Here is a 22,598-nt window from a genome sequence, read left to right as displayed (position 1 = left end):
AATCTATATGATTTGAGGTCTTTCTATGCCCTTGATGATAAAACTTAATAGAAATGTTGTGAGAGTTTATTTATGTCTTGACAATGGTCATTTCATAACAGTATTTACTACTACCTTGAGCGTAACAGCTCTTTTTCGTATATCCAAACCCAAAAAGGTTATTCACTTCTGCATGGTGAATAACCTTTTTCATATTTCAGATGCACTCAAAAAGAACCTGCCCATTTCTTAAAAAAATCTTTTATCAGCAGATAAACAATCTGAACATCTCCTTGACCTGTTTCATCTGTTTTTCTTCTATCTCCTTGATTCTTTTCTTCAGTTTCTGGTATTTCCTGATATTATGCCCCATTGAAACAATGGTAGATCTCCATCTGAACATTGTCATGTCCTCTTCTGTAGAGTCTGTCAACTGATTAAGACTTTCAAAATTAAAAAAGTTAACTTTATGATTGTATGTTTCAATCATTGCTTTTATTTCTGCATTTTTTTGTTAACTCATCACTAAAGCAAGGAGAATGTGACGTGCACTTATCCAAATATTAATTCATTTTATTTTCGTAGTCTTGCAATACATGAAAAATATTATCTACATAAACAGTATCGTTTTTAATACGATACAGCATAAAATAGCGATGAGATAAAAAATTGATTCTTCGGTATCCTAATTCTCTTAATTTTGGATTATCACAGAGTTTCAGACTTCCAGCAACATTTAACAAACCGATTTTTGTTGCCTCAAAGTCATTTAATAAATGTCTTGCAACCTGCTCAGTTTTCTTTTCAAACAAAAGATATGCAATGAATCTATCAAAATCTTCCTCTGCACCCTTCATTAAAACAATCTTATAATCCATATTTTGACCTCAGATCAGAAATCACATGATCTGCATCCCTGAACTCTCCCTGTTCTCTGGACTTTTCTAATTTTGCAAGCATCTCTTTCTCAGTCATCGGTGCGTATGGATTTAACCCAGTCTGTCTTTTTATTTCAAAAGGAAATCCATTTGTCGCAACAGCCTGTGTTAAGAATATTCTGATTGCCGTTGTTGTATCTGTACCCAAATCTTTAAATAAAGCATCCGATTTACTCTTTAACTCGTCTTCTACTCTAACCTGAATTGTACTAGCCATATTCGGCACCTCACTTCCATCTTTTTCTATATTATAATGCTATATCATATCTACGTACATAATAATGATGTTGCATTCCTCGACATCATCGCCTTCCTATCAAGCGGATATTCGCAATCCGCTTCACTACCTGCTTTTTTATGCATGAAAAAAAGTCCCTCATTGAGGGACTCATATATTACATATGTTTCTTTGCAAAGTTCCAAGTATCTCTGCACATATCATCAAGTGTCTTTTCAGCTACCCATCCTAACTGTTCTTTTGCACGAGTAGGATCTGCATAACATGTTGCGATATCACCAGCACGTCTTGGCTTGATTTCATAAGGTACTTTTACACCATTTACCTTTTCAAAAGCCTTAACGATTTCTAATACACTATATCCTTTACCTGTTCCTAGGTTACAGATATGAACACCTGGTGTTGCATATTTTTCAATTGCAAGAACATGACCTTTAGCTAAGTCTACAACATGGATGTAGTCACGTACACCTGTTCCATCTGGTGTATCATAATCATCACCAAATACACCAAGGCAAGGAAGTTCTCCTGCAGCCACCTTCATAATATAAGGCATAAGGTTATTAGGAATTCCCTTTGGATCTTCTCCTAATAATCCTGATTCATGTGCTCCAATTGGGTTGAAGTAACGAAGAAGTGTAACAGACATTTCTGGTACAGCATGCTGTACATCTGTTAGGATTCTTTCCATCATAGCCTTTGTAGAGCCATATGGGTTTGTAGTCTGTCCTAATTCACAGTCTTCAGTTAATGGAACAACCTTTGGATCACCATATACTGTAGCACTTGAAGAGAATACGATAGAAGGTACATGATACTTCTTCATAAGCTTAGCGACAATAAGAGTTGTCATTAAGTTATTTGTATAATATTCAATAGGCTTTACTACTGATTCACCTACTGCCTTGAAGGCTGCACAGTGAATAACTGCATCTAATTTATTTTCCTTGAATACTGCTTCTGTCTTATCTTCATCTAAAACGTTGAATTCGTAGAACTTTACTTTCTTACCAGTAATTTCATGAATTGCATCTAAGGCTTCTGGTTTTGAATTTGAGAAGTCATCGATGACTACAACATCATGTCCGCTCTGTAGTAATTCTACACAGACATGACTACCAATATAACCTGCACCACCTGTAACTAATACATTCATATTTATTCCTCCATAAACTTTACAGCCACCATATATGACAGCTGCCATAGCCAAATTACTATTCTATTTGACTCTTATATTTTACAACGAAATCGTTCGTAACAAAAGACTGAATTATCATAGTGAAGCGCCTATCTTGTTTTCTTGCAAAAAAGAACCATCTTTAATAAGATGGCTCTTAATTTAAATTTCTTTAAATGAATCAATCACTTTAGTTACTCCTGGTAACTTCTGATATTCTTCTCTTTTATCTGCAGAATCAACAACTATTATATTTCTGCATCCTGCTTTATAAGCATTTTCAATGCCACTTAATGAATCTTCGATAATCAAGCACTCACTTACCTCTAGCCCTAAAATATGTGCTGCTTTCTTGAACATCATGACCTTATTATCATATGTTCCATCATCATAGACAATATCATCAGGATTGATCCAATGGTCTAGATGAAATGACTCTACAAAGAAATCAATATTTGGTTTAATGGATGCACTTGCGATAGTAAATGGAATGTTGTTGTTTTTGAGATGATCAAAGAATTCTGTTGCACCTGCAACAAGATGGAATGTTTCTTTATCTTCCTTACAGAATTCACGATAATACTGTTCCTTAAGTAAAGAATAATTCTGTTTCTGTTCATCTGTACACTGTCCTTCAAATAAGTATTCAATGATCTTATTATTAGGAACACCATTGAAATGTTCATGAAGCTCTTCTTCGCTGATTCCATGATGTCTTATTTCCTCGGAAATCTTTCCCCAGGCTAATACGTGCTTTGGATTGTCAAAAAACAATGTTCCATTAAAATCAAATATAACTCCTTTATAAGAATTCATAACTATACCTCTTTCGTTTCTGATACGCTCTTATACCAATAAGCACTTGCTTTTGGATAACGTTTCTGTGTTTCATAGTCTACATAGAATAAACCATAACGTTTATTATACCCATTAGTCCATGAGAACATATCCATTAAAGACCATACAAAGTAGCCTTTTACATTCACACCTGCTTCAACTGCTTTAAGTGCATACTGTAGATGTTTCTTGATGTAATCAATTCTTGGTGCATCATCAATGACACCATCTACAAATTCATCTTTATAACCCATACCATTTTCTGTAATATAAATACACTTGTAGTTTGGATACTGCTGACGAATACGCACTAACATATCAAACATACTTTCTGGATGAATCAACCAGTCCCAGTCAGTTCTTGGAATACCTTCTTTTTCCATTCTACGTCCTACATTCTTTAAACAGAAACGTGATGTGCCCTTTTCACCTGTTCCATTATGATGGATATCATTCTCACCATCGTAATACTGAATGAAACGTGACTGGTAATAGTTCATACCCATATAGTCAATTAAGACAGCTGCTTTCTTCATTACTTCAAAGTCTTCATCTCTTAAGTCTAACTGACCATTATTGATAGCGACTAAACGATCTACAATTTCCATTGTTTCAGTAGAGTAATATCCTTTGAATGTTGCATCTAATAAGAACTGGTTCTGTAATACATCTTCGTTCTTTGCAGCCTGGATATCATCTAGACTGTTTTCATCATAAGGATACTTATATTCTAATGACTGTACGCAGCCAATCTGTCCTTTATATCCTGTTTCTTTATAAGCAACAACAGCTTTCGCATGAGCAAGCATCATATTATGCATGATCTGGAATGCTTTTGTCATATTATATTTTTCACCATTAGGAAATGTTCCTTCAATATAAGTGTTTGTAGCAACTGCCCAGATTTCATTGAAAGTAAACCAATATTTAACTTCATCCTTATATTCTTCAAAACAGAACTTTGCATATTCTACAAATGCGTCCACTGTTTCTCTATTTAAGAAATCACCCTTCTGGTATAAAGTATCCGGTGTATCAAAATGATGTAAAGTGATAAATGGTTCTACATTATTCTTATGACATTCCTGGAATACTCTATGATAGAAATCTATACCTTCCTGATTGATTTTTCCTGTACCATCAGGGAAGATACGTGCCCATGAAATTGAGATACGAATTCCATTAATACCAAACATATTACATAGTTTTAAATCCTGTCCATACTGGTGGTAGAAATCACTGGCAGGATCTGCCTTGAAACGACCCTGCTTTGCAAGAAAGTCGTCCCAAGACACTTTACCTTTACCATATTCTAATGTGCTACCTTCACACTGATAAGCAGCTGTAGCGCCACCAAAGATAAAATCATTAGAAAATTTCATTTACTTAACCTTCCTTTTCCTGTTCAACGATAAATTCAACAGCACCCTTAGGGTCACGAGTTAACTGAATATACTGAGCACCTTTAGTCGCAATGACTTTAGTACCTTCTTTAGCATCCTGTTTTACTTCTTCTAAATGCGCCTGTACCTGTGGAGATAAGACAACAACATCATAGTTCTTTAAGATATCATAGTGGTTACCATAAGCACTTGCAGTGGCATCAACTGGTAAACCAGTTTCTTTAGCCCCTTCTTTAACAGCATTCGCAAACATAGCACTTGTACCAGCGCCTACACATAATACTAATACATTTAATTTCTTATCTAACTGAAGTGGTTCATTTGTTTCAGGTTCTTCTTCTTTAACCTGTGCTTCTAATGCTTCTAAAGCTTCTTTCTGTTTTTCTTCTTCTAATAAAGAAGCATCATACGCTTTAACGAATGGTAAGTAAATAATACCATCTACTACAATTAGTAATACAGCAAGTAATACAGCTAAGAAACTAATACCTGTACCTAAGATCAAACCAATTGGAGCTGGAGTAGCCCAAGGTAATACATAAATGAATGAGTTCATCTTTAATACATCAACGAAGAACTTGAATAATGATACATTCACCATTGGTGCAATTAAGAATGGAACAAAGAAATATGGATTTAATACGATTGGAGTCGCAAATAGTAATGGTTCATTAACTGCGAAACATACTGGAATGAAAGTTGTTTTACCAACAGCTTTTAACTGTTTAGATCTAGCAAATAACATAAATAGGAATGGAACAACTAGAGTAGCACCTGTACCACCCATAGTACCTACGAAGTTACCTAAACCTACTGTTAATACATTTGCAGCCTGATGTCCTGCTTTAAATAATGCTAAGTTTGCATCTACGTTTGCATAGATAATTGCAGCGATGGCTGGTTCAACAATACTTGGACCATGTACACCAACGAACCAGAACATTGCCATTGCACCCCAGATAATACAGATTCCTAAGTAACCATCTGCAGCTGTGAATAATGGCTGTAATAATGTAATGATTGCTTCTGCGAAAGTATAACCAAATAAATTACGAACAATTAAATCAATAATAACACATACCAATACTGAGAAAGAGAATGGGAACACATCTCTGAACATCTGAGAGATTGTACCAGGCACTTCTTTAGGCATATGAATAGTAACATCTTTTTCAACACAGAACTTATACATCTTAACTGTGATGAATGCAGCGATGAATGAAGCAAGTAAACCTTTAGTACCTAAATAAGTAGTAGAGATACCAAGCTTTACATCACTGACAGCTAACATAAAGAAACCACAAATACTTGCAAGCATAACTGAAGTTGTGTTGATTACTTTACCTTCTGGTAAACGACGATTCATGCTTTCAGCTAAGCACTTTGCAGTTGTTGCTGATACAAGTAAACCAACAATCCCCATAGAATAGCCATAGACTTTCCATAACCATGTTGAGACATCTGCTGGTAACGTAATTCCAAAAATTTCTGGAATAGAAGCAGCTAGAATAAATACACTTGAGAATAAGATGGCTGGCATTGCTGTTAAGAAGCCATCACGTACAGCACCTAAATAAATATTTTGAGCAATTTTATCGAAAAATGGTTTACCCTTTTCGATTCTTTTAATAACAGCGTCTAACATTATTTTGTTCCTCTCTCTTTATATAATGTAATAAAGTCTTCAATGACATCTCTTAACAAGATTGTAGTCATTAAATGATCCTGACCATGAATGAAGATAAATCCCATTTCCATATCTTCACCACGTGCTTCCTGCTGAAGAATAGTTGTCTGAGACTGATGTGCGAGATTGATATTTGCATCTGCATCCTTTAACTTTTCTTCTACATTATCAAAATTACCTGCACGCATTTCTTTTAATAATTCTAATAAAGTACTTCTTGCATCTCCTGAGTAAGCTACGATTTCAAAACCTACCATACTTAATTCATCTTTAGTCATTTTATTTCTCTCCTCTTTTTTGTTTCCTTTTGTTTTCTACACCTACAGTGTAATCGCTCACACATCATTTGTCAACAATTTTAAACAATATAAAACATTATAATAAACATTTACAAACATTTATGTTAAAAAATATGCGTATTTATTTTGTGAATGTTTGTTTTTGTTTGAATTATGTTGATTTGGTGAATTTTGGATGATATACTGACACTGACAAGGAGAGTGAAAACATGTTAAAGAAGGAACGTCTTGTAAGAATTACACAGATGGTCAATCAAAAAGGAATTATATCAATCAATGAAATCATGGAGCAATTAGAAATCTCTGATATGACCGCAAGAAGAGATTTAGATGAATTAGAGAAGTCTGGTAAGTTATTAAGAGTACATGGTGGTGCACAGAGTTTATCTTTTAGTATGGATCATGAACGATCTCATTTAGAGAAGTCTTCTGTACAGATTAAAGAAAAAACAAGAATTGCGCATAAAGCAGCAAGTCTTGTTCAAGAAGGAGAAACAATATTCTTAGGTCCTGGTACTACCATTCAGTTATTAGCTGAGCAGTTATGTGGACGTAATATTAGAGTGGTCACGAATTCTCTTGCAGTATTTAATATCTTGAGTGGTCATACTCCTACTGATGTAATGTTAACAGGTGGAGAATATCGTAGTAATACAAATACCTTTGTAGGTCCAATCACAAATATGGTATTAAGTAAATTAAGATATACAAAAGCCTTTATTGGGTGTAATGGTATCTTTAATAGTGGTATTACAACTTATTCATTAGAAGAAGGAGAATCACAGGGAATACCTTTAGATAATGCGAAGAATAGATATTTACTTGTAGATTCTACTAAGTTTAATCGTTCTGACTTTTATATCTTCTACGATCTCTTTAATTTTGATGCAGTCATTACTGACAATGAGATTGATCCTGATGTATTAAAACATTATGAAGAATATACAACTATTGTAACGATATAGAGAGGACTCACTGTAAAAGAATATGCTTTTTTAATGATTATAGCCACGCAATATCGCATGGCTATTTTTACACGCAAAAATCAGAAGACAATATATGTCTTCTGACTGTTATTACTGTGGCTTTTTAGGATCCTTAAGTGATTCTGATAAAGTTGTAAGTGTACCAGCTAATCCTGCCAAGTCATTAGGTACAATAATCTTTGTAGCTTGTCCATCAGCTAAGTTCTTTAATGCTTTTAATCCTTCTAACTGGATATAAGCAGATTCAGGATTTGCTTCATTAATATACTGAATAGCTTTAGCTTGTGCTTCATAAACAAGTCTTAATGCTTCAGCCTGACCTTCAGCTTTCGCAATCTGTGCTTCTTTTTCAGCTGTTGCACGTAATACAAGAGATTCCTTATCCCCTTCTGCATTTAAGATAGCAGCCTGTTTTTTACCTTCAGCAACTAAGATAGATTCACGTCTTTCACGTTCTGCACGCATCTGTTTTTCCATTGCTTCCTGAATATCTTTAGGTGGAAGAATGTTTTTAACTTCTACTCTTGTTACCTTGATACCCCATGGATCTGTGGCATCATCAAGAATAGATCTCATCTTAGAGTTAATGATATCTCTTGATGTTAAAGTATCATCTAATTCAAGTTCACCAATGATATTTCTTAATGTAGTTGCAGTTAATGTTTCAATCGCATTAATTGGTCTTACTACACCATAAGTAAATAGTTTTGGATCTGTAATAGAGAAATAGACAACTGTATCAATTTGCATTGTAACGTTATCTTTAGTAATAACTGGCTGTGGAGCGAAGTCCATTACCTGTTCCTTTAATGATACACGGTTAGAAACACGATCAATTAAAGGAATAAGAATATGTAAACCTACATTTAATGTACGATCATATGCACCAATTCTTTCTACTACATAAGCATATGACTGTGGAACAATCTTTACTGTACTGAAAATAAGAATAACAACAATTGCGATTAATAAAATCATTAAAATAAATCCTAACATCTTAGTTTCCCTCCTTTTTAACAACTAGATGTGCACCTTCAATTGCGACAACTTCTCCATATTCTCCTTCTTCTAAAGTTAAATTATGAAGTGATGACGCTGACCAAATCTGATTCTTAATTCTTACTTCGCCCATATGATCTGCATCAATTCTCTTAATAACGAGTGCATGAGTTCCTATGAGTGCATCATTATTCGTATGTATTATATTGCCCTTCAGACTTTTTACAGCCATAGGACGTGCCACTATTGCGCATATAACTGATACCACAAGAAATATAGCAACCTGTATTGAAACCGATACATTTAATAAGCAAGCAATCATTGCCGCAAAAGCACCAATCACAAACCAGACACTCACTAACGATACTGTGAGTATTTCTACTACAATACACGCAACCATAACACCTGACCACACTACCAAACTATCCATTTAGTTTTCCCTCCTTGTAGTCAACAATGAGAACTTCATGAACAATGTCATATGTTCCTTTAAACTTAAAGACATTCTTTTCATTGAAATCGAGAGGAATCAAATCAGCAAGTTCTTTAATAAATGGTTTATTTGTGATTCTTCCATAGGACTTACCTCTTGATATCTTATGAAGCTGGTCCTGTGGATAGATTCCGTCATTGATAGCTTGCTTTCCCACGGGTTTGATACCGATACAATGATTGTCATAATCAATACCTAATAGAACATAATTCACATTTTCAAAATGCATACATGCTGTCGTATTCAATGTAATATTTGTTTCATAAATGGAGACGACAGATGCATTCAGTTCGTTTGTATTCCAGACAAAGTTCATGTTTATCACCTCCAATATCATTATATTATTTTTATTATTTTTCTTCAACAGAAATCGTAACATCAAAAAAATATAATAATGTTCCTATTAATATGCAGTAAAAATCTCAAAATATCAGTTATTGATAAAAAAACTTTTTGAATACCCACATTCTACAGGTAATTGTCAATATAAGAAATAACAGTTTCAATTTTCTTGGTATTTATGTGTAAAAACAATTTCATTAATTGGATTTACCTGTTGATTATGGGTAATTAAAAAAAACTTCTGTTTTTACACAGAAGTTAAAAGAGTCTTTTCAATTCTTTTGCAACACCATCATGCAATACATCTTCACAGATAATCGATGCATGATGATAAATCATAGGGATTGCATTCTTCATAGCGATTGGATGCCCTACTGTTTTAAACATTTCTAAATCATTGGCTCCATCACCAAAACAATAGCTATCATCAACATCTAATCCATAATAGTTAAGCATTGTTTCAATACCATGACCTTTAGAAGTATCTATATTAGATACTTCAACGTTTAAGCTATCATCATGTTTTTCATAGAAGAAAGCCCCTAGTCTTTCAATAAGTCCTACACTATCTTCTTTTTTGTTGTATCTGATTTCTAATTTAATTGTCTTCTTTAGCACTTCATCTAGATCATAATCATTGCATAAAGAATCCATATCAATATTACACCAAGCATAGAATTCATACATATGTGGTGACTCCTTCTTTAAATAACAGCGATCAGTTGTAAGAAGGACATATTCGTATCCCTGTGATTCTACATATTCAATAAGTCTCTTTGTTTCTTCATATGGTAAAGTCAAAGAATCTATTGTTTTTCCTTCAGTTACAATATGCGCTCCGTTAGCCAACACAAAACCATCAAAACCAATGGATTTCACTTCTTTAGAAATAAATCCAGTTGGTCTACCACTTGCGATAAAGCATTTATGGCCTAATTTCTGTACTCTATGAATTTCATCAATTGTATTCTGACTAATACCAATCTCAGGATGGTAGATTGTACCATCAATATCAAAAAATATCGCTTTCATTATTTCCTCCAAAAAAAGAGATAGCGCGAACGCTATCTCTTACTGTAAGTATGTAGTGTTTTCTAACATGACACCGCAGCCTTCAGCAACACAATCAAGTGGTGTATCAGCTACGAATACAGGAACCTTTAATCCCTGTTCAAGGAACTTATCTAAATTCTTTAATAAAGCTCCTCCACCAGTTAAGAAGATACCCTTATTTACGATATCTGCAGATAATTCAGGTGGTGTCTGTTCAAGAACCTGCTTAGCAGCAATTAAGATTGTTTCACAAACTTCTCCTAAAGCAGAAACTGTTTCAGATTCATTCATCTGGATAGTCTTTGGAAGACCAGTTACTAAGTCTCTACCACGAACATCCATAACTGTTTCTTCATTAGGCTGGAATGCGCAACCGATCTGTTTCTTAACTTCTTCAGCTGTAGCATCACCGATTAATAACTTATATTTATCTTTTACGTACTTAATGATTTCCTGATCCATCTTGTCACCAGCAATCTTTAATGACTGAGATGTAACGATATCACCCAATGAAAGTACAGCAACGTCTGTAGTTCCACCACCGATATCAATAACCATGTTTCCAGATGGTTTAGAAATATCAAGACCAGCACCAATAGCAGCTACTTTTGGTTCTTCTTCGATATATACTTTCTTAGCACCACATCTTAAAGCAACATCCTGGATGGCACTCTTTTCGATTGAAGTGATGTTAGATGGACAACAAATTAAGATTGTTGGTCTAGCAAAAATTCCTTTTAAGTTAAGTTTATTGATAAAGTGTGTTAGTAAGATTTCAGTAGTCTGGAAATCAGCAATAACACCATCTTTTAAAGGACGGATTGCTTTTAATTTTCCAGGAGTCTTTCCAAGCATTTCTCTTGCTTCTTCACCAACAGCAACAGGTCTATTTGTTTCTACATTAATAGTAACAACACTTGGTTCATTAACTACAATTCCTTCTCCTTTAGCATAGATAAGGATATTTGCAGTACCAAGGTCAATACCAATTTCTTTTGATAAGCTCATACCTTTTTCCTCCTTGTAAGCATTTCTATTTTATCATTTTATTCATATTATTCAAGTCAATTAATTAAAAAATATTGGCTTTAAATCAATAAAAACTTAATGTACCAAAATTAAGTATAAATTGTGCAAATAAGTATCCGAGCGCTACGCTCGCAACAATATAGAAGACATAAAACTGACCGATTTTGCCCTTTCTTAAGAAGCGTTCAAAATCAAAAGATTGTAAGCCATACATAGCTAATAAGACAGAAATAATATAGACAAAAATATTAACAGTACGATAAATCATAACATCCTCCTTTGACACTATTTAACCATTTCAGCAATCAAAATACAACTATTTGATATTTTAAATGATTTCTAGTACAATTTTAAATGAGGTGATTGGTATGCATGTACGCGCATCAGAAATTAAAGATCTAAGTCGTGTGATGGATCTTATTAATCAGGCAAAAGAATATTTCAAAGATAATGGTATTAACCAATGGCAAAAAGGATATCCTGATATAAGTACAATACTTGATGATATTCTATCAGGTAACAGTTACGTTCTTTCTAAACATTCTCATATATATGGCACAATGCATTTTATTATAGGAATAGAACCTAACTATATAAGAATCTACAATGGTCATTGGCTTACTGATACTAGACAATATGGTATTATTCATCGATTCGCGATTGATAATAATCATAAAGGAAATGGCTATGCAAAAAAATTATTGGATTATGCAGTCAACATCTGTAAACAGAGTGGTACCCCTTCTATCCGTTTAGATATTGAAAAAAACAATAAATCAATGAAAGAATTTGTATTAAAGAATGGATTTCAATATTGTGGTATTATTCGTTTGAGAAATAATGAAGAAAGAGAAGCTTACGAAAGATTGATTTGAAACTGTGTGTAAACACAGTTTTTTATTTAACTTTTACATTTGCTTAACACATATAAGAAACAAATATATTATAATTTATTTCATTATGGAGGACATCTATGAAAAAATTGAAATTCTATATCATATTCTTATCTCTTTCTATTCTATTCTTACTTTTAGATTGGTATCATTCAAGAACACTTGATCTAGATTATATTAAGATTGTTATTGTATCTCTTATAGTTGTATTCGCTTATCAAATATTTAGAAATATATTTTTAAAGAAACTTTGATTTTTTCGCATTTTATGCCCACATCATAAAGGCTTTTTCTCAAATATACATTTGAATAAAAATTTACCTTATGTTAAACTGTCATTGTCATTTTTAAGAATGACTTTACTTTTTTTTTCTTGTATTTATAGTTATTAACTAGAAATATGAGGTCTTCCAAGCAAAAAGGGTAATGTTTCACGTGAAACATTACCCTTTTACTTTTTGTGATATTCTTCATACACAAGATTCTTATTTAATTTGCGAATCTTTGCAACTTCTTTAATAGCATCCTTCTTAGACATGCCCTTTTCTACAAACTCATCAACATGTTCAGTGATTGTCTGGTCAAAGGTCTCTTCTTCAGTCACTTCAGTGCCACCTTCAACCACAATAACCATTTCACCTTTTAATTCATCTACTACTTCTAACACTTCAGAAATAGTACCTCTTAGAATTTCTTCATGCTTCTTAGTGATTTCTCTACATAACGCAATTCTTCTATCACCTAATACTTTCATCATACATTCTAATGTTGCCTTAATTCTATGTGGCGCTTCATAGAATACGATTGTATAAGTGATATTTTTTAATTTTTCTAATTCTTTTATCTTGTTTTTGTTTGAATGGCTTAAGAAACCATAGAACATGAATGGCTGTGGTGCAATGCCAGAGACAACCAAAGCATCTAAGCAGGCATTACATCCAGACAAAGGAACGACATTATATCCTGCATCAATAGTTGCAAGTACCATTTCATACCCTGGATCACTTATAGCAGGATAACCTGCATCACTTACTAATGCGACTGATTCCCCTTCTTCTAATAAAGCAAGAAGTTTAGGAATAGTTACATGTAAATTATGTTCATGATGAGAAATCAACTTTGCTTCTATATTAAAGTGATTTAATAGTTTTACTGTATTACGTGTATCCTCTGCCGCAATATAATTCACACTCTTCATAACATCAATACACCTTGGTGTCATTTCACTCAAATTACCAATAGGTGTTGGTACAAGGTAAAGTGTCGCTTTTCCATTTTCAAAACTCTTTTGTCTATTTAACATTCATCTCACCTACTAACTGTTTAACTTCATCTGTATAGCTCCCATCTTCATTATGTGTATATAAAGGTGGTTCAATCTTGAGTCCAGTTTTGCCTAAGAATGCACCTTCAATTAAGAATGTATTACACTCTTTTCCTTCTTTAGGATAGACAAAACGGATACGTTTGGGTTCTATTCTATATTTCTTAAATAATTCAATTGTTTCAATAAAACGGTCTGGACGATAGACCATTGAGAAACGACCATTCTGATCTAGAATCTTTGCAGCTGATGCAATAATACCTTCTAGATCTATTTTTATTTCATGACGTGCAATAGTCATATAAGGACTTTCATTAATATGAGATTTCTCTCCTAATTTAAAGAAAGGTGGATTACAGACAATTGCTTTGGTACGTGGTGCATACTTTACATATTCCTTAATATCATCATGAATAATTTCTACCTGATTTTCTACATGATTTAATTTCACGTTTTTTTCTGCAATCTCTACAGCTTCCTTTTGAATTTCAACACCAATAATCTTCTTATGAGTGCGTTGCGTTAGGATTAATGGTATAGCTGCATTGTTTGTTCCAAAATCCACGATTGTCTTCATATCCTTTGTGATTGCACAAAAGTTTGCCAATAAAACAGTATCCAGAGAAAAGGTAAACATATCTCTTCTCTGGATGATCTTCATATCATTATAACCAAGGAGATGATTAATTTCTTCGTTCATCTTTCTTTCCTTTTGGATTATTACCTTTGATTGTTCTTGGCTTCTGATTATTCTGTTTTGGTTTATGCTGTTGTCTTGGCTTCTTCTGTTTTGGCTTTTCGTGTTTCTTTTCTTTTTTAGGTGCTAATTCTTCTAAGATACGTTTTTCCTTTTTAGGTGTAGCCTTCTTATCTACATCAGATAAAGGTATAAATAAGATACTACCTTCACTATCGATCTTTACTAAATCAGAAATAACGTTTAAACCAACAACCTTACACTGTTTATCTTCATAATTAATAAATGAACCAATCTTAGGAAATTTCTTTTTGACTTCCTTATATGCTTCATCTTCGTACTTTAAACAGCATAATAAACGTCCACAAACACCTGAAATCTTATCAATATTAATCGCAAGCAACTGATTCTTAGCCATATTGATAGATACACCATCAAACTCACCTAAAAATGAGTTACAACATAGTGGTAAGCCACAGTTTCCTATACCACCTACAATTTTAGCTTTATCTCTAGGTCCTACCTGTCTTAATTCAATACGACATTTAAAGACACTTGCAAGTTTCTTTAATAAATCTCTGAAGTCAACACGTTCATCAGATGTATACATAAATATAACCTTAGATGCATCAAGTGTATATTCGCAATTAATTAAATGCATATCAAGGTTGAACTCTGCAATGATATCTCTACAAATTTCGTATGATTTCTGTGCTTTAATCTTATTGATATTATATACTTCAATGTCCGCTCTATTCGCAACGCGCTTAATTCTCTTTAATTCATTATCTAATTTAAATTCTGATAAATCTGTAAGATCCGCAATGATTTCACCTAATTCTAATCCTCTTACAGTTTCTACTACTACTTTATCTCCCTTTTTGACATCTAAGTCTGTTGAGAAGTAATAATATTTACCTGCGCTATTAAATCTAACAGCCGCTAATCTATCCATTTCATCAAACTCCCTTCAATACTTTATATACCATACCATCTAACAATAATGCAAGATTAACATTATTGTTGAGTCTTTCAGCATATTGTAATATGATTTCTATTTTCTGTAATATTTTACCATCTTCTGGCATCTTCTCAAAGAAATCTTTATGTTTCACAAATAATACAGGAATAGAATGTTTCACGTGAAACATATCCCTCATACCTAACACCAGAAGATTTAAAAATAATGCATATGCTTCTTTATTCTTCTTATACTTCTTCCCTAGATTGATATGTAAATTGATCAATAGATCCGATGGTCTCATGTATAAATCTTCAATAAAGTAGAATACATAATTCTTAATATCAAAATACAACTCACTATCCTTATACTCATTACATTCTTTAATCGAATCAAACAGATGAGGAAGAATCATAGCATCTTCTTCATCCACCCCTTCACTCTTTAGTTTTAACTCTAAAGAATGCTTAGATTCAGGAAGCAATTTAATCACCTGACATCTAGATTGAATAGTAGGTAGTACTTTATTAATATTCTTTGTTGTAAGGATTGCATATACTTCTTCTACAGGTTCTTCTAAGAACTTTAATAAACTATTCATCGCCTGAGTTGTCGCATTATCAATATTTTTAAGAATATATACTTTTCCGTTATTCTCTACACTTGATTTCACAAACTCTTCCTGAATATGATCAATATCAGATTTCTTAATAGAAGACTCTTTACCATCACATACAATCATATCAGGATAAAGACCTTCTTTAATTCGTATACAGTCATCACAAGTTTCACACGCTAGTGTATCTTCATGACAAATATAAGACTGGGCAATAAATGTCGCAATATCATCCGTATGATCCCCTACTAGAAGAAAGGCATGAGTCTTTTTATTTTCTTTAAAACTCTTCTCTAAGATACGATAGAAGATAGGCTGTGTTTCTTTTAAGAATTCTTTCATAGTCTATCCTTTACAATTTCATAAACCTGACGATATACTTCTTCAGCTGGTAGAGAAGCATCTACCTTCACAATTCTATCTGGGAACTTATCACAGATCATCTGATAACCTTCATACACTTTATGATGAAAATCCAATGATTCTAAATCTAGTCTATTAACTTCTCTATCTCCTGTAATACGCTTTAAAGCAACTTCAGGTTTTACATCAAAGAAAATAGTTAAGTCAGGAAGAATACCATCTGTCGCAAACAGATTCATGTTGTAGATATTATCTACGCCAATACCTCTTCCAATTCCCTGATAAACTAATGAACTATCAATAAAACGGTCGCATATCACAATGCCATCTTCCTTTAATACAGGAAGTACTTTTTCTACTAGATGCTGTCTTCTGCTTGCTGCATAAAGTAATGCTTCCGTTCTTGCATCCATCTTAGTATTATTGACATCAGTAATCACATCTCTGATCTGTTCTGCAATATCTACACCACCAGGTTCTCTACTAAAAGTGATATTATATCCTTCTTCAATAAACTGTTTATGTAACATCTGGGCAATAGTAGTTTTACCACTGCCTTCTCCACCTTCAAAAGTAATAAATAAACTCATATCATACACTCCTTCAAACATTAATATTATATGTGATTTACAATGTTTTTTCCATAATTAAAAAGAAGGTTCTTAGACCTTCTTTCTACCCTCAAATGATTTTAATAATGTGAGTTCGTCTGCATAATCAAGAGAACTTCCAATTGGTAAGCCATGTGCAATACGTGTGGTATTAACACCTTTTTTATCTAATAGCTTTGCAAGGAAAAGTGCTGTTGTTTCCCCTTCTCTTGTCGCATTTGTCGCAATAATTACTTCTTTTGTATCCGGAGTTATACGATCAAATAAACTCATGATATTCAAATCATCCATTGTTTTGCCATCCATGATAGAAATTGTACCACCTAATACATGATATAATCCATGGTACTCTTTCATCTTTTCCATTGCAAAGACATCCTTAGGAGATTCTACAACACATATTGTAGACTGATCTCTTTCGTGATCAGCACATATCTCACATTTATCTCCTTCACTTAAATTACCACATATAGGACAAGTGTGGACATTTTCTTTAAATGAAGTCAGTGCCTGTGAGAATCTTCTTACATCTTCTTCTGACATATCATAAATCGCATAGGCCATTCTTTCAGCACCTTTATTTCCAATTCCTGGCAACATTTTAAAACATGTCATTAACTCTTCAAAACTCTTTGGATATTCCATATTACATAAAAGAAGATAAATCTAATCCACCAGTGAGGGATTTCATATTGTCTTCTTTCTCCTTTTCTACCTGACTAATTCCCTGATTAATCGCAATCATCATCAAGTCTTCTAACATATCTTTATCGTCCATAAGATCCTGACTGATATGTAATTCAGTGATCTGATACTTACCATTGATTTTTCCTGTAATCAAATTATTCTGACAAGAGAAACTAAAGTTCTTGTTTTCTAATTCTTTTTGTTGGTTTGAGGCTGTTTCACCCATTTTCTTTGCGGTTTCTAAAAGCGAATTGAAATCCATTTTTAATCCTCCTTAAATTCTACAATATCTTCGCCAAACATATCTAAGGCATACTTCTGTGCATCATTCAAATCCACTCTTTTTAAATCATATCCATCAATATGTTTTAATGTGATTGGTCTTGCCTGAGGAAGCTGTTTGCTTCTTGCAAGCTGAATATAATGTTGTCTCATCTCTAACCATGCATCATGCTGCATCCCAATGAATTTATATTCATGTCCTAATACATCCTTAATTAAAGATGATAACTGTCTATAGTTCTTATAATAGTTTGCAGCATTAACATCAGGCATCAATTCAAAGTCAATAATTAAACCATCTCTAGAAGCAGCTACAGGATGTCCCTGTGATAACATACTGGCTGCTTTAGCTGTATTCATATTAGCCATATAACGTCTAATCACTGTCCACTTCTCCTGTACTTCATTTAAGATCTTACGATCTGCCTGTACAAGAATATTTAATATATCACTTTGATCTACTTCGATATTATCATCAGAAGCATATGTTTCTGGTTCTTCCTTCTTTTCATAGTTGAATTGAGGTACTGGTTGTTCAGCCTTCTTTTCAAAGACTGGTTCTACTATCTCTTCTTCAATCGGTTCAAAGACAGGTTCTTCCATGACTTCTTCAATTGGTTCTACTTTTTCTTCTACCTTTACAGGTTCTTGTTTGATTGGTTCATCTTTGACAGGTGTATATTCAATCTTCTGACTCGCTGCATGTTCTTGATTACATAGTCTTAATAATGCAAGTTCAAAATAAATATGTGGGTCAGTCGCTCTCATATACTTCTCACTTGTATCCATCAATATATCAATAAAGTTAAAACATTCATCACTTGAAATATAAGGTACAATGTTTTCTAAATCCTTCTTTGTCATAACTGACATAATAGAATCATCTTTTGTGTTTCTATAAACAACTATGTCTTTTAATATATCAATTAAGTCGAATGTCAATCTCTTGATATCAATACCACTCTTATCCATCTTATCTAATATCTTTAAAGATTCAGACATATTCTTAGATAATAAAACCTTCAATAAGTTTGTCTTATCATCCATGGATACAATACCATAAATAGTATGAATATCATTAATGCTTAAATGATCATCATTATAAGCAAGACATTGTTCAAGAATGGATAATGCATCTCTCATCCCACCATTCGCAAGTCTAGCGATTAATTCTAAAGATCCATCATCATATGTCTTACCTTCCTCTTTTAAAACATACTGCATTCTTTGTACCATTTCCTGGTCAGTGAGTCGTGTAAAATCAAATCTCTGACATCTAGAAATAATAGTAGGTAAGATCTTATGTGGTTCTGTCGTTGCAAGAATAAAGATGACATGTGCAGGTGGTTCTTCTAATGTCTTTAATAGTGCATTAAAAGCTCCAGGTGACATCATATGTACTTCATCGATGATATAGACTTTATATTGTCCCTGTGTCGGTGCATATTTCACCTTATCAATCAGACTTCTTACTTCTTCTACCCCATTATTGCTGGCAGCATCTATTTCAATGACATCTGGATGTGTTCCATTTTCAATCTGTTTACAATTCTCACATTCACCACATGGTTTAGGATCACCTGTACAATTAACTGCCTTAGCTAATAACTTTGCGACAGTTGTCTTTCCTGTTCCACGTGGACCACAAAATAAATATGCATGAGCAATCTTCTTTTCATCTATTGCATGCTTTAATGTAGTAATAATTGCTTCCTGTCCAGCTACATCTTTAAATGTCTGTGGACGGTATGTTCTATATAATGATTTATATGCCATCTTGATCAACTCCTTTCCTTATTATACATAAAAAAAGGTGCCTTAGCACCTTAATTATTATCACTTACTAACATCAATATATCAATAAGAATGTTGATGAAATCCATATAGAGCTGTAATGCACAAAGCAATGCCACACCTTGTAATGCTTCCTGAGGTGCAACTTCATAAGCATATTCGATATGCTTAAAATCATAAAGAGTAAGTCCAGTAAAGACCGCAAGATCAAGGAATACCACTAGATAATAAAGACCTGGTGCTGATATAAAGATCAATAAGATATACGCAATCATAAGAACTGGTAAAGCCATTAAACAGACTTTTCCTACACCGATGAAATTATTATTAGTATGCTGTGTCACTGTATAGAGTAAACCAAAATAAACAGCTGTCACTGCAAAGGCAAGCACTGCCACACCTGGTACAACATAATTCAACCACATAGAAAGCACAATCCCATTAATTACTGAATAAGTAATATAATATGTCTTAGCCTTCTCTATAGCCATATCTTTCACTGTTTTACTAAGCATGAGTACTAATCCTATTTCTACAATACTACATACAATCATGAAGATGAAATAAGATGCACCAAACATTAATTCAAGATGTAAGAATGAGAATAGAAATGAAGTGATTGTAGTGATTCCTAATGCGACAGCCATCCATTTCATGATTGAACTAAAGAACTCTCCATAACTCATCTTATTAGTATAATAAGAATCCATAATTACTTCCTCCTTTTATGTTTAAAGAACTCTGATACTATTGTAGCACATTGTTCCTTTAAAATCCCCTGTTGTACATCAGGATGATGATTCACAGGATTATTCTCTATTAATTCTATATAACCAGGCCATCTACTAACATTCGTACCAATCACTAAACGACTGATACGACTTTGTACAATAGCTCCTGTACACATCATACATGGTTCTAATGTTACATACATTGTACAGCCATCTAAATGCCATAAATCAAGATACTCACTTGCTTGATTAATAGCTAATATTTCAGCATGTCCTGTAGCCTTCTTTAAGGTTTCCTTCTGATTATGTGTACGTGCAATGATTTGTCCTTCATAGACAATAATACATCCAATAGGAACTTCATCTTCACTCATTGCGATTTCTGCTTCTTTTAGTGCTTCAGCCATATATTCTTCATCACTCATACTGACTCCTTTTGTATAAAAAAAGTGCCATTACACACAAACAGAGGTCCTTAATGCTGCTACCTTCCGGTCCTGACATGGTTCAGACATGTTTATTGTAATGGCAAAATTGATTATAACATAATTATTATAAAATGCAAGAAAAAGGAGATTTTACATCTCCTTTCCACATTATTTCTTAGGAACTAATTTTTCAGTACCACCCATGTATGGTCTTAATGCTTCTGGAATAGAAACAGTACCATCTTCATTTAAGTTATTTTCTAAGAATGCAATCAACATTCTAGGTGGTGCAACAACAGTATTATTTAAAGTATGTGCGTAATACTTACCATCTTTACCATTGATTCTGATATTTAATCTTCTAGCCTGTGCATCAGTTAAGTTAGAACAGCTTCCTACTTCAAAATACTTCTTCTGTCTTGGAGACCAAGCTTCTACGTCTAATGACTTAGACTTTAAGTCTGCTAAGTCACCAGAACAACATTCAAGTGTTCTTACTGGAATATCTAAAGATCTAAATAAATCTACAGTATTATTCCATAACTTTTCAAACCACATCTTAGATTCTTCTGGTTTACATACAACGATCATTTCCTGTTTTTCGAATTGATGAATTCTATAAACACCACGTTCTTCAATACCATGAGCACCCTTTTCTTTTCTGAAACATGGTGAATATGAAGTATAAGTATATGGTAATTTGTCTTCATCTAATAATTCACCAATGAACTTACCAATCATTGAATGTTCAGAAGTACCAATTAAGTATAGATCTTCTCCTTCAATCTTATACATCATGGCATCCATTTCTTCAAATGACATAACACCAGTAACAACATTACTTCTAATCATATATGGTGGTACACAATAAGTGAATCCACGGTTGATCATGAAGTCTCTTGCATAAGCTAATACTGCAGAATGTAATCTTGCAATATCACCCATTAAATAATAGAAACCATTACCTGCAACTCTACCTGCTGCATCTAGATCAATACCATCAAATGATTCCATAATATCTGTATGATATGGAACTTCATAATCAGGTACTACTGGATCACCATACTTAGTGATTTCTACGTTTTCGCTGTCATCTTTACCGATTGGTACAGTAGGATCTAAGAAGTTAGGAATCTTCATCATGACTTCTCTTAATTTATCTCCAGATTCTTTTTCAACTTCTTCTAATGACTTTAATTCTTCAGCCATTTCTCCAACTTTCTTCTTATTTTCAGCAGCTGCTTCTTTCTTACCTTCACGCATGAACTGTCCAATTTCTTTAGACAATTTATTTCTCATACTACGAAGTTCAGATGCTCTTGTGATAGCAGCTCTATACTGTTTGTCTAATTCTAATGCTTCATCAACTAAAGGAAGCTTATGATCTTGAAACTTCTTTTTAATATTCTCCCTAACAGCTTCAGGATCTTCTCTTAATCTTGCGATATCAATCATATACAATCTCCTTGTTCATAGATTATTGTCATTATATACCATTATTCACTAATTATCTATAAAATCGGTAGAAAACTCCTACTTCTATCAAGTGGTAATAAATATGTTTATTTTATAATCACATAAGTAATTTATGAGTAAAACAGAGTATAAATAAATTGAAAACTTCTTTTCCTAAAACTATAGAAAGGAGCTAAAACATATGTATCTTACAGTAAAACAACAGGTAAAGCATCTGTCTAAGGAAGACTATCGTTCCATCAAGGAATTATGTCATATTGCAAAGAATCTTACTA

At 33.2% G+C, this 22,598-nt stretch carries 28 protein-coding genes and 1 other RNA gene; 3 read left to right on the top strand and 26 right to left on the bottom strand.

The genetic code is table 11. The features are described 5' to 3' along the window. Positions 1-244: 244 nt before the first annotated feature. The 8 genes from QZQ55_RS05700 to QZQ55_RS05665 form a co-directional block, all read right to left on the bottom strand. The gene (locus tag QZQ55_RS05700; protein WP_295090987.1) at positions 245-469 is read right to left on the bottom strand and encodes a hypothetical protein; all 225 of its coding nucleotides are present in this window, start codon (positions 467-469) and stop codon (positions 245-247) included. Positions 470-542: 73 nt separating this feature from the next. Further along, entirely contained in the window at positions 543-857 is a 315-nt protein-coding gene (locus QZQ55_RS05695; RefSeq protein ID WP_295090984.1) for a type II toxin-antitoxin system RelE/ParE family toxin, read from the bottom strand. Further along, positions 847-1,134, bottom strand: coding sequence for a type II toxin-antitoxin system RelB/DinJ family antitoxin (locus tag QZQ55_RS05690; protein WP_022425842.1), 288 nt, complete (start codon positions 1,132-1,134; stop codon positions 847-849). The genes QZQ55_RS05695 and QZQ55_RS05690 overlap by 11 nt, the downstream gene beginning before the upstream one ends. Positions 1,135-1,312: 178 nt before the next feature. Next, entirely contained in the window at positions 1,313-2,311 is a 999-nt protein-coding gene (gene galE, locus QZQ55_RS05685; RefSeq protein WP_259848561.1) for a UDP-glucose 4-epimerase GalE, read from the bottom strand. A gap of 183 nt (positions 2,312-2,494) precedes the next feature. After that, complete coding sequence (locus QZQ55_RS05680) at positions 2,495-3,148, bottom strand: HAD family phosphatase (protein ID WP_295090982.1); 654 nt, start codon at positions 3,146-3,148, stop codon at positions 2,495-2,497. Positions 3,149-3,150: 2 nt separating this feature from the next. Next, positions 3,151-4,551 (bottom strand): 6-phospho-beta-galactosidase, encoded by a 1,401-nt coding sequence (gene lacG, locus QZQ55_RS05675; protein ID WP_295090979.1) that lies wholly within the window; start codon positions 4,549-4,551, stop codon positions 3,151-3,153. 4 nt (positions 4,552-4,555) lie between these two features. Beyond that, positions 4,556-6,217, bottom strand: coding sequence for a PTS transporter subunit EIIC (locus QZQ55_RS05670; RefSeq protein ID WP_295090976.1), 1,662 nt, complete (start codon positions 6,215-6,217; stop codon positions 4,556-4,558). After that, a complete protein-coding gene (locus tag QZQ55_RS05665) occupies positions 6,217-6,537 on the bottom strand; it encodes a PTS lactose/cellobiose transporter subunit IIA (RefSeq protein ID WP_117458976.1) in 321 nt (106 codons plus the stop codon). The genes QZQ55_RS05670 and QZQ55_RS05665 overlap by 1 nt, the downstream gene beginning before the upstream one ends. A gap of 230 nt (positions 6,538-6,767) precedes the next feature. Between QZQ55_RS05665 and QZQ55_RS05660 the strand changes: the two genes are divergently transcribed. Continuing rightward, positions 6,768-7,523: a DeoR/GlpR family DNA-binding transcription regulator gene (locus tag QZQ55_RS05660; RefSeq protein ID WP_295090973.1), complete on the top strand. Its 756-nt coding sequence runs from the start codon at positions 6,768-6,770 to the stop codon at positions 7,521-7,523. Between the two features lie 111 nt (positions 7,524-7,634). Here the strand turns inward: QZQ55_RS05660 and QZQ55_RS05655 are convergent, their stop codons facing one another. The 6 genes from QZQ55_RS05655 to QZQ55_RS05630 all read right to left on the bottom strand — a co-directional run bounded on the left by QZQ55_RS05655 (position 7,635) and on the right by QZQ55_RS05630 (position 11,728). Beyond that, a complete protein-coding gene (locus tag QZQ55_RS05655; protein WP_295090970.1) occupies positions 7,635-8,540 on the bottom strand; it encodes an SPFH domain-containing protein in 906 nt (301 codons plus the stop codon). 1 nt (position 8,541) lies between these two features. Beyond that, positions 8,542-8,973 carry an NfeD family protein gene (locus QZQ55_RS05650; RefSeq protein ID WP_295090967.1) on the bottom strand — a complete coding sequence of 144 codons (432 nt, stop codon included), beginning with the start codon at positions 8,971-8,973 and terminating at the stop codon, positions 8,542-8,544. Continuing rightward, positions 8,966-9,352 carry a hypothetical protein gene (locus QZQ55_RS05645; RefSeq protein ID WP_040389697.1) on the bottom strand — a complete coding sequence of 129 codons (387 nt, stop codon included), beginning with the start codon at positions 9,350-9,352 and terminating at the stop codon, positions 8,966-8,968. The genes QZQ55_RS05650 and QZQ55_RS05645 overlap by 8 nt, the downstream gene beginning before the upstream one ends. Before the next feature lie 284 nt (positions 9,353-9,636). Then, positions 9,637-10,410, bottom strand: coding sequence for a Cof-type HAD-IIB family hydrolase (locus QZQ55_RS05640; protein WP_295090964.1), 774 nt, complete (start codon positions 10,408-10,410; stop codon positions 9,637-9,639). 39 nt (positions 10,411-10,449) lie between these two features. Continuing rightward, a complete protein-coding gene (locus QZQ55_RS05635; protein WP_295090961.1) occupies positions 10,450-11,439 on the bottom strand; it encodes a rod shape-determining protein in 990 nt (329 codons plus the stop codon). Positions 11,440-11,524: 85 nt separating this feature from the next. Further along, positions 11,525-11,728, bottom strand: coding sequence for a DUF1146 domain-containing protein (locus QZQ55_RS05630; protein ID WP_295090958.1), 204 nt, complete (start codon positions 11,726-11,728; stop codon positions 11,525-11,527). Positions 11,729-11,792: 64 nt separating this feature from the next. On the opposite strand from QZQ55_RS05630, the gene QZQ55_RS05625 reads away from it, so the two are divergent. After that, entirely contained in the window at positions 11,793-12,335 is a 543-nt protein-coding gene (locus QZQ55_RS05625; RefSeq protein WP_295090956.1) for a GNAT family N-acetyltransferase, read from the top strand. A 98-nt stretch (positions 12,336-12,433) separates the two neighbouring features. Then, the gene (locus tag QZQ55_RS05620) at positions 12,434-12,607 is read left to right on the top strand and encodes a hypothetical protein (protein ID WP_295090955.1); all 174 of its coding nucleotides are present in this window, start codon (positions 12,434-12,436) and stop codon (positions 12,605-12,607) included. Positions 12,608-12,804: 197 nt separating this feature from the next. Here QZQ55_RS05620 and rsmI read toward each other — a convergent pair whose 3' ends face one another. The 12 genes from rsmI to serS all read right to left on the bottom strand — a co-directional run bounded on the left by rsmI (position 12,805) and on the right by serS (position 22,302). Continuing rightward, complete coding sequence (rsmI, locus tag QZQ55_RS05615) at positions 12,805-13,656, bottom strand: 16S rRNA (cytidine(1402)-2'-O)-methyltransferase (RefSeq protein ID WP_295090952.1); 852 nt, start codon at positions 13,654-13,656, stop codon at positions 12,805-12,807. Next, positions 13,646-14,377: a tRNA1(Val) (adenine(37)-N6)-methyltransferase gene (locus QZQ55_RS05610; protein ID WP_295090949.1), complete on the bottom strand. Its 732-nt coding sequence runs from the start codon at positions 14,375-14,377 to the stop codon at positions 13,646-13,648. The genes rsmI and QZQ55_RS05610 overlap by 11 nt, the downstream gene beginning before the upstream one ends. Next, on the bottom strand, positions 14,361-15,329 hold the full coding sequence (locus tag QZQ55_RS05605; RefSeq protein ID WP_295090946.1) for a stage 0 sporulation family protein: 969 nt from the start codon (positions 15,327-15,329) through the stop codon (positions 14,361-14,363). Before QZQ55_RS05605 ends, QZQ55_RS05610 begins: the two co-directional genes overlap by 17 nt. A 4-nt stretch (positions 15,330-15,333) precedes the next feature. After that, a complete protein-coding gene (locus tag QZQ55_RS05600) occupies positions 15,334-16,293 on the bottom strand; it encodes a hypothetical protein (protein ID WP_295090943.1) in 960 nt (319 codons plus the stop codon). After that, positions 16,290-16,904, bottom strand: coding sequence for a dTMP kinase (tmk, locus tag QZQ55_RS05595; protein WP_295090940.1), 615 nt, complete (start codon positions 16,902-16,904; stop codon positions 16,290-16,292). Before tmk ends, QZQ55_RS05600 begins: the two co-directional genes overlap by 4 nt. A gap of 72 nt (positions 16,905-16,976) precedes the next feature. Next, positions 16,977-17,570 carry a recombination mediator RecR gene (recR, locus tag QZQ55_RS05590; protein WP_295090937.1) on the bottom strand — a complete coding sequence of 198 codons (594 nt, stop codon included), beginning with the start codon at positions 17,568-17,570 and terminating at the stop codon, positions 16,977-16,979. Between the two features lies 1 nt (position 17,571). Next, entirely contained in the window at positions 17,572-17,874 is a 303-nt protein-coding gene (locus QZQ55_RS05585) for a YbaB/EbfC family nucleoid-associated protein (protein ID WP_195921340.1), read from the bottom strand. A 2-nt stretch (positions 17,875-17,876) separates the two neighbouring features. Next, the gene (gene dnaX / locus QZQ55_RS05580) at positions 17,877-19,670 is read right to left on the bottom strand and encodes a DNA polymerase III subunit gamma/tau (RefSeq protein WP_295090934.1); all 1,794 of its coding nucleotides are present in this window, start codon (positions 19,668-19,670) and stop codon (positions 17,877-17,879) included. Positions 19,671-19,720: 50 nt separating this feature from the next. Then, positions 19,721-20,398 carry a Bax inhibitor-1 family protein gene (locus tag QZQ55_RS05575; RefSeq protein WP_295090931.1) on the bottom strand — a complete coding sequence of 226 codons (678 nt, stop codon included), beginning with the start codon at positions 20,396-20,398 and terminating at the stop codon, positions 19,721-19,723. Positions 20,399-20,400: 2 nt separating this feature from the next. After that, positions 20,401-20,844: a nucleoside deaminase gene (locus QZQ55_RS05570; RefSeq protein ID WP_295090929.1), complete on the bottom strand. Its 444-nt coding sequence runs from the start codon at positions 20,842-20,844 to the stop codon at positions 20,401-20,403. 19 nt (positions 20,845-20,863) lie between these two features. Further along, an RNA gene (gene ffs / locus QZQ55_RS05565) (signal recognition particle sRNA small type) lies at positions 20,864-20,953 on the bottom strand. A gap of 62 nt (positions 20,954-21,015) precedes the next feature. After that, complete coding sequence (serS, locus tag QZQ55_RS05560; RefSeq protein ID WP_217747490.1) at positions 21,016-22,302, bottom strand: serine--tRNA ligase; 1,287 nt, start codon at positions 22,300-22,302, stop codon at positions 21,016-21,018. Positions 22,303-22,598: the final 296 nt, after the last annotated feature.

The organism is uncultured Catenibacterium sp., assembly GCF_900540665.1.
Classification (GTDB): domain Bacteria; phylum Bacillota_I; class Bacilli_A; order Erysipelotrichales; family Coprobacillaceae; genus Catenibacterium.
The sequence above is the reverse complement of the archived record's forward strand: the minus strand, read 5'-3'. Positions and strand labels throughout refer to the sequence as shown.

What these genes read in the sequence shown, in the direction of transcription:
- rsmI (WP_295090952.1), bottom strand. Translation starts at nt 13,656, where the DNA reads ATGTTAAATAGACAAAAGAGTTTTGAAAATGGAAAAGCGACACTTTAC.
- QZQ55_RS05625 (WP_295090956.1), top strand. Translation starts at nt 11,793, where the DNA reads ATGATTTCTAGTACAATTTTAAATGAGGTGATTGGTATGCATGTACGC.
- QZQ55_RS05660 (WP_295090973.1), top strand. Translation starts at nt 6,768, where the DNA reads ATGTTAAAGAAGGAACGTCTTGTAAGAATTACACAGATGGTCAATCAA.
- QZQ55_RS05640 (WP_295090964.1), bottom strand. Translation starts at nt 10,410, where the DNA reads ATGAAAGCGATATTTTTTGATATTGATGGTACAATCTACCATCCTGAG.
- QZQ55_RS05700 (WP_295090987.1), bottom strand. Translation starts at nt 469, where the DNA reads ATGATTGAAACATACAATCATAAAGTTAACTTTTTTAATTTTGAAAGT.
- tmk (WP_295090940.1), bottom strand. Translation starts at nt 16,904, where the DNA reads ATGAGTTTATTTATTACTTTTGAAGGTGGAGAAGGCAGTGGTAAAACT.
- QZQ55_RS05635 (WP_295090961.1), bottom strand. Translation starts at nt 11,439, where the DNA reads ATGAGCTTATCAAAAGAAATTGGTATTGACCTTGGTACTGCAAATATC.
- QZQ55_RS05600 (WP_295090943.1), bottom strand. Translation starts at nt 16,293, where the DNA reads ATGAAAGAATTCTTAAAAGAAACACAGCCTATCTTCTATCGTATCTTA.
- QZQ55_RS05605 (WP_295090946.1), bottom strand. Translation starts at nt 15,329, where the DNA reads ATGGATAGATTAGCGGCTGTTAGATTTAATAGCGCAGGTAAATATTAT.
- QZQ55_RS05655 (WP_295090970.1), bottom strand. Translation starts at nt 8,540, where the DNA reads ATGTTAGGATTTATTTTAATGATTTTATTAATCGCAATTGTTGTTATT.
- recR (WP_295090937.1), bottom strand. Translation starts at nt 17,570, where the DNA reads ATGGAATATCCAAAGAGTTTTGAAGAGTTAATGACATGTTTTAAAATG.
- QZQ55_RS05575 (WP_295090931.1), bottom strand. Translation starts at nt 20,398, where the DNA reads ATGGATTCTTATTATACTAATAAGATGAGTTATGGAGAGTTCTTTAGT.
- QZQ55_RS05630 (WP_295090958.1), bottom strand. Translation starts at nt 11,728, where the DNA reads ATGATTTATCGTACTGTTAATATTTTTGTCTATATTATTTCTGTCTTA.
- dnaX (WP_295090934.1), bottom strand. Translation starts at nt 19,670, where the DNA reads ATGGCATATAAATCATTATATAGAACATACCGTCCACAGACATTTAAA.
- serS (WP_217747490.1), bottom strand. Translation starts at nt 22,302, where the DNA reads ATGATTGATATCGCAAGATTAAGAGAAGATCCTGAAGCTGTTAGGGAG.
- QZQ55_RS05570 (WP_295090929.1), bottom strand. Translation starts at nt 20,844, where the DNA reads ATGAGTGATGAAGAATATATGGCTGAAGCACTAAAAGAAGCAGAAATC.
- QZQ55_RS05680 (WP_295090982.1), bottom strand. Translation starts at nt 3,148, where the DNA reads ATGAATTCTTATAAAGGAGTTATATTTGATTTTAATGGAACATTGTTT.
- QZQ55_RS05695 (WP_295090984.1), bottom strand. Translation starts at nt 857, where the DNA reads ATGGATTATAAGATTGTTTTAATGAAGGGTGCAGAGGAAGATTTTGAT.
- QZQ55_RS05620 (WP_295090955.1), top strand. Translation starts at nt 12,434, where the DNA reads ATGAAAAAATTGAAATTCTATATCATATTCTTATCTCTTTCTATTCTA.
- QZQ55_RS05650 (WP_295090967.1), bottom strand. Translation starts at nt 8,973, where the DNA reads ATGGATAGTTTGGTAGTGTGGTCAGGTGTTATGGTTGCGTGTATTGTA.
- QZQ55_RS05690 (WP_022425842.1), bottom strand. Translation starts at nt 1,134, where the DNA reads ATGGCTAGTACAATTCAGGTTAGAGTAGAAGACGAGTTAAAGAGTAAA.
- QZQ55_RS05585 (WP_195921340.1), bottom strand. Translation starts at nt 17,874, where the DNA reads ATGGATTTCAATTCGCTTTTAGAAACCGCAAAGAAAATGGGTGAAACA.
- QZQ55_RS05665 (WP_117458976.1), bottom strand. Translation starts at nt 6,537, where the DNA reads ATGACTAAAGATGAATTAAGTATGGTAGGTTTTGAAATCGTAGCTTAC.
- lacG (WP_295090979.1), bottom strand. Translation starts at nt 4,551, where the DNA reads ATGAAATTTTCTAATGATTTTATCTTTGGTGGCGCTACAGCTGCTTAT.
- QZQ55_RS05645 (WP_040389697.1), bottom strand. Translation starts at nt 9,352, where the DNA reads ATGAACTTTGTCTGGAATACAAACGAACTGAATGCATCTGTCGTCTCC.
- QZQ55_RS05610 (WP_295090949.1), bottom strand. Translation starts at nt 14,377, where the DNA reads ATGAACGAAGAAATTAATCATCTCCTTGGTTATAATGATATGAAGATC.
- galE (WP_259848561.1), bottom strand. Translation starts at nt 2,311, where the DNA reads ATGAATGTATTAGTTACAGGTGGTGCAGGTTATATTGGTAGTCATGTC.
- QZQ55_RS05670 (WP_295090976.1), bottom strand. Translation starts at nt 6,217, where the DNA reads ATGTTAGACGCTGTTATTAAAAGAATCGAAAAGGGTAAACCATTTTTC.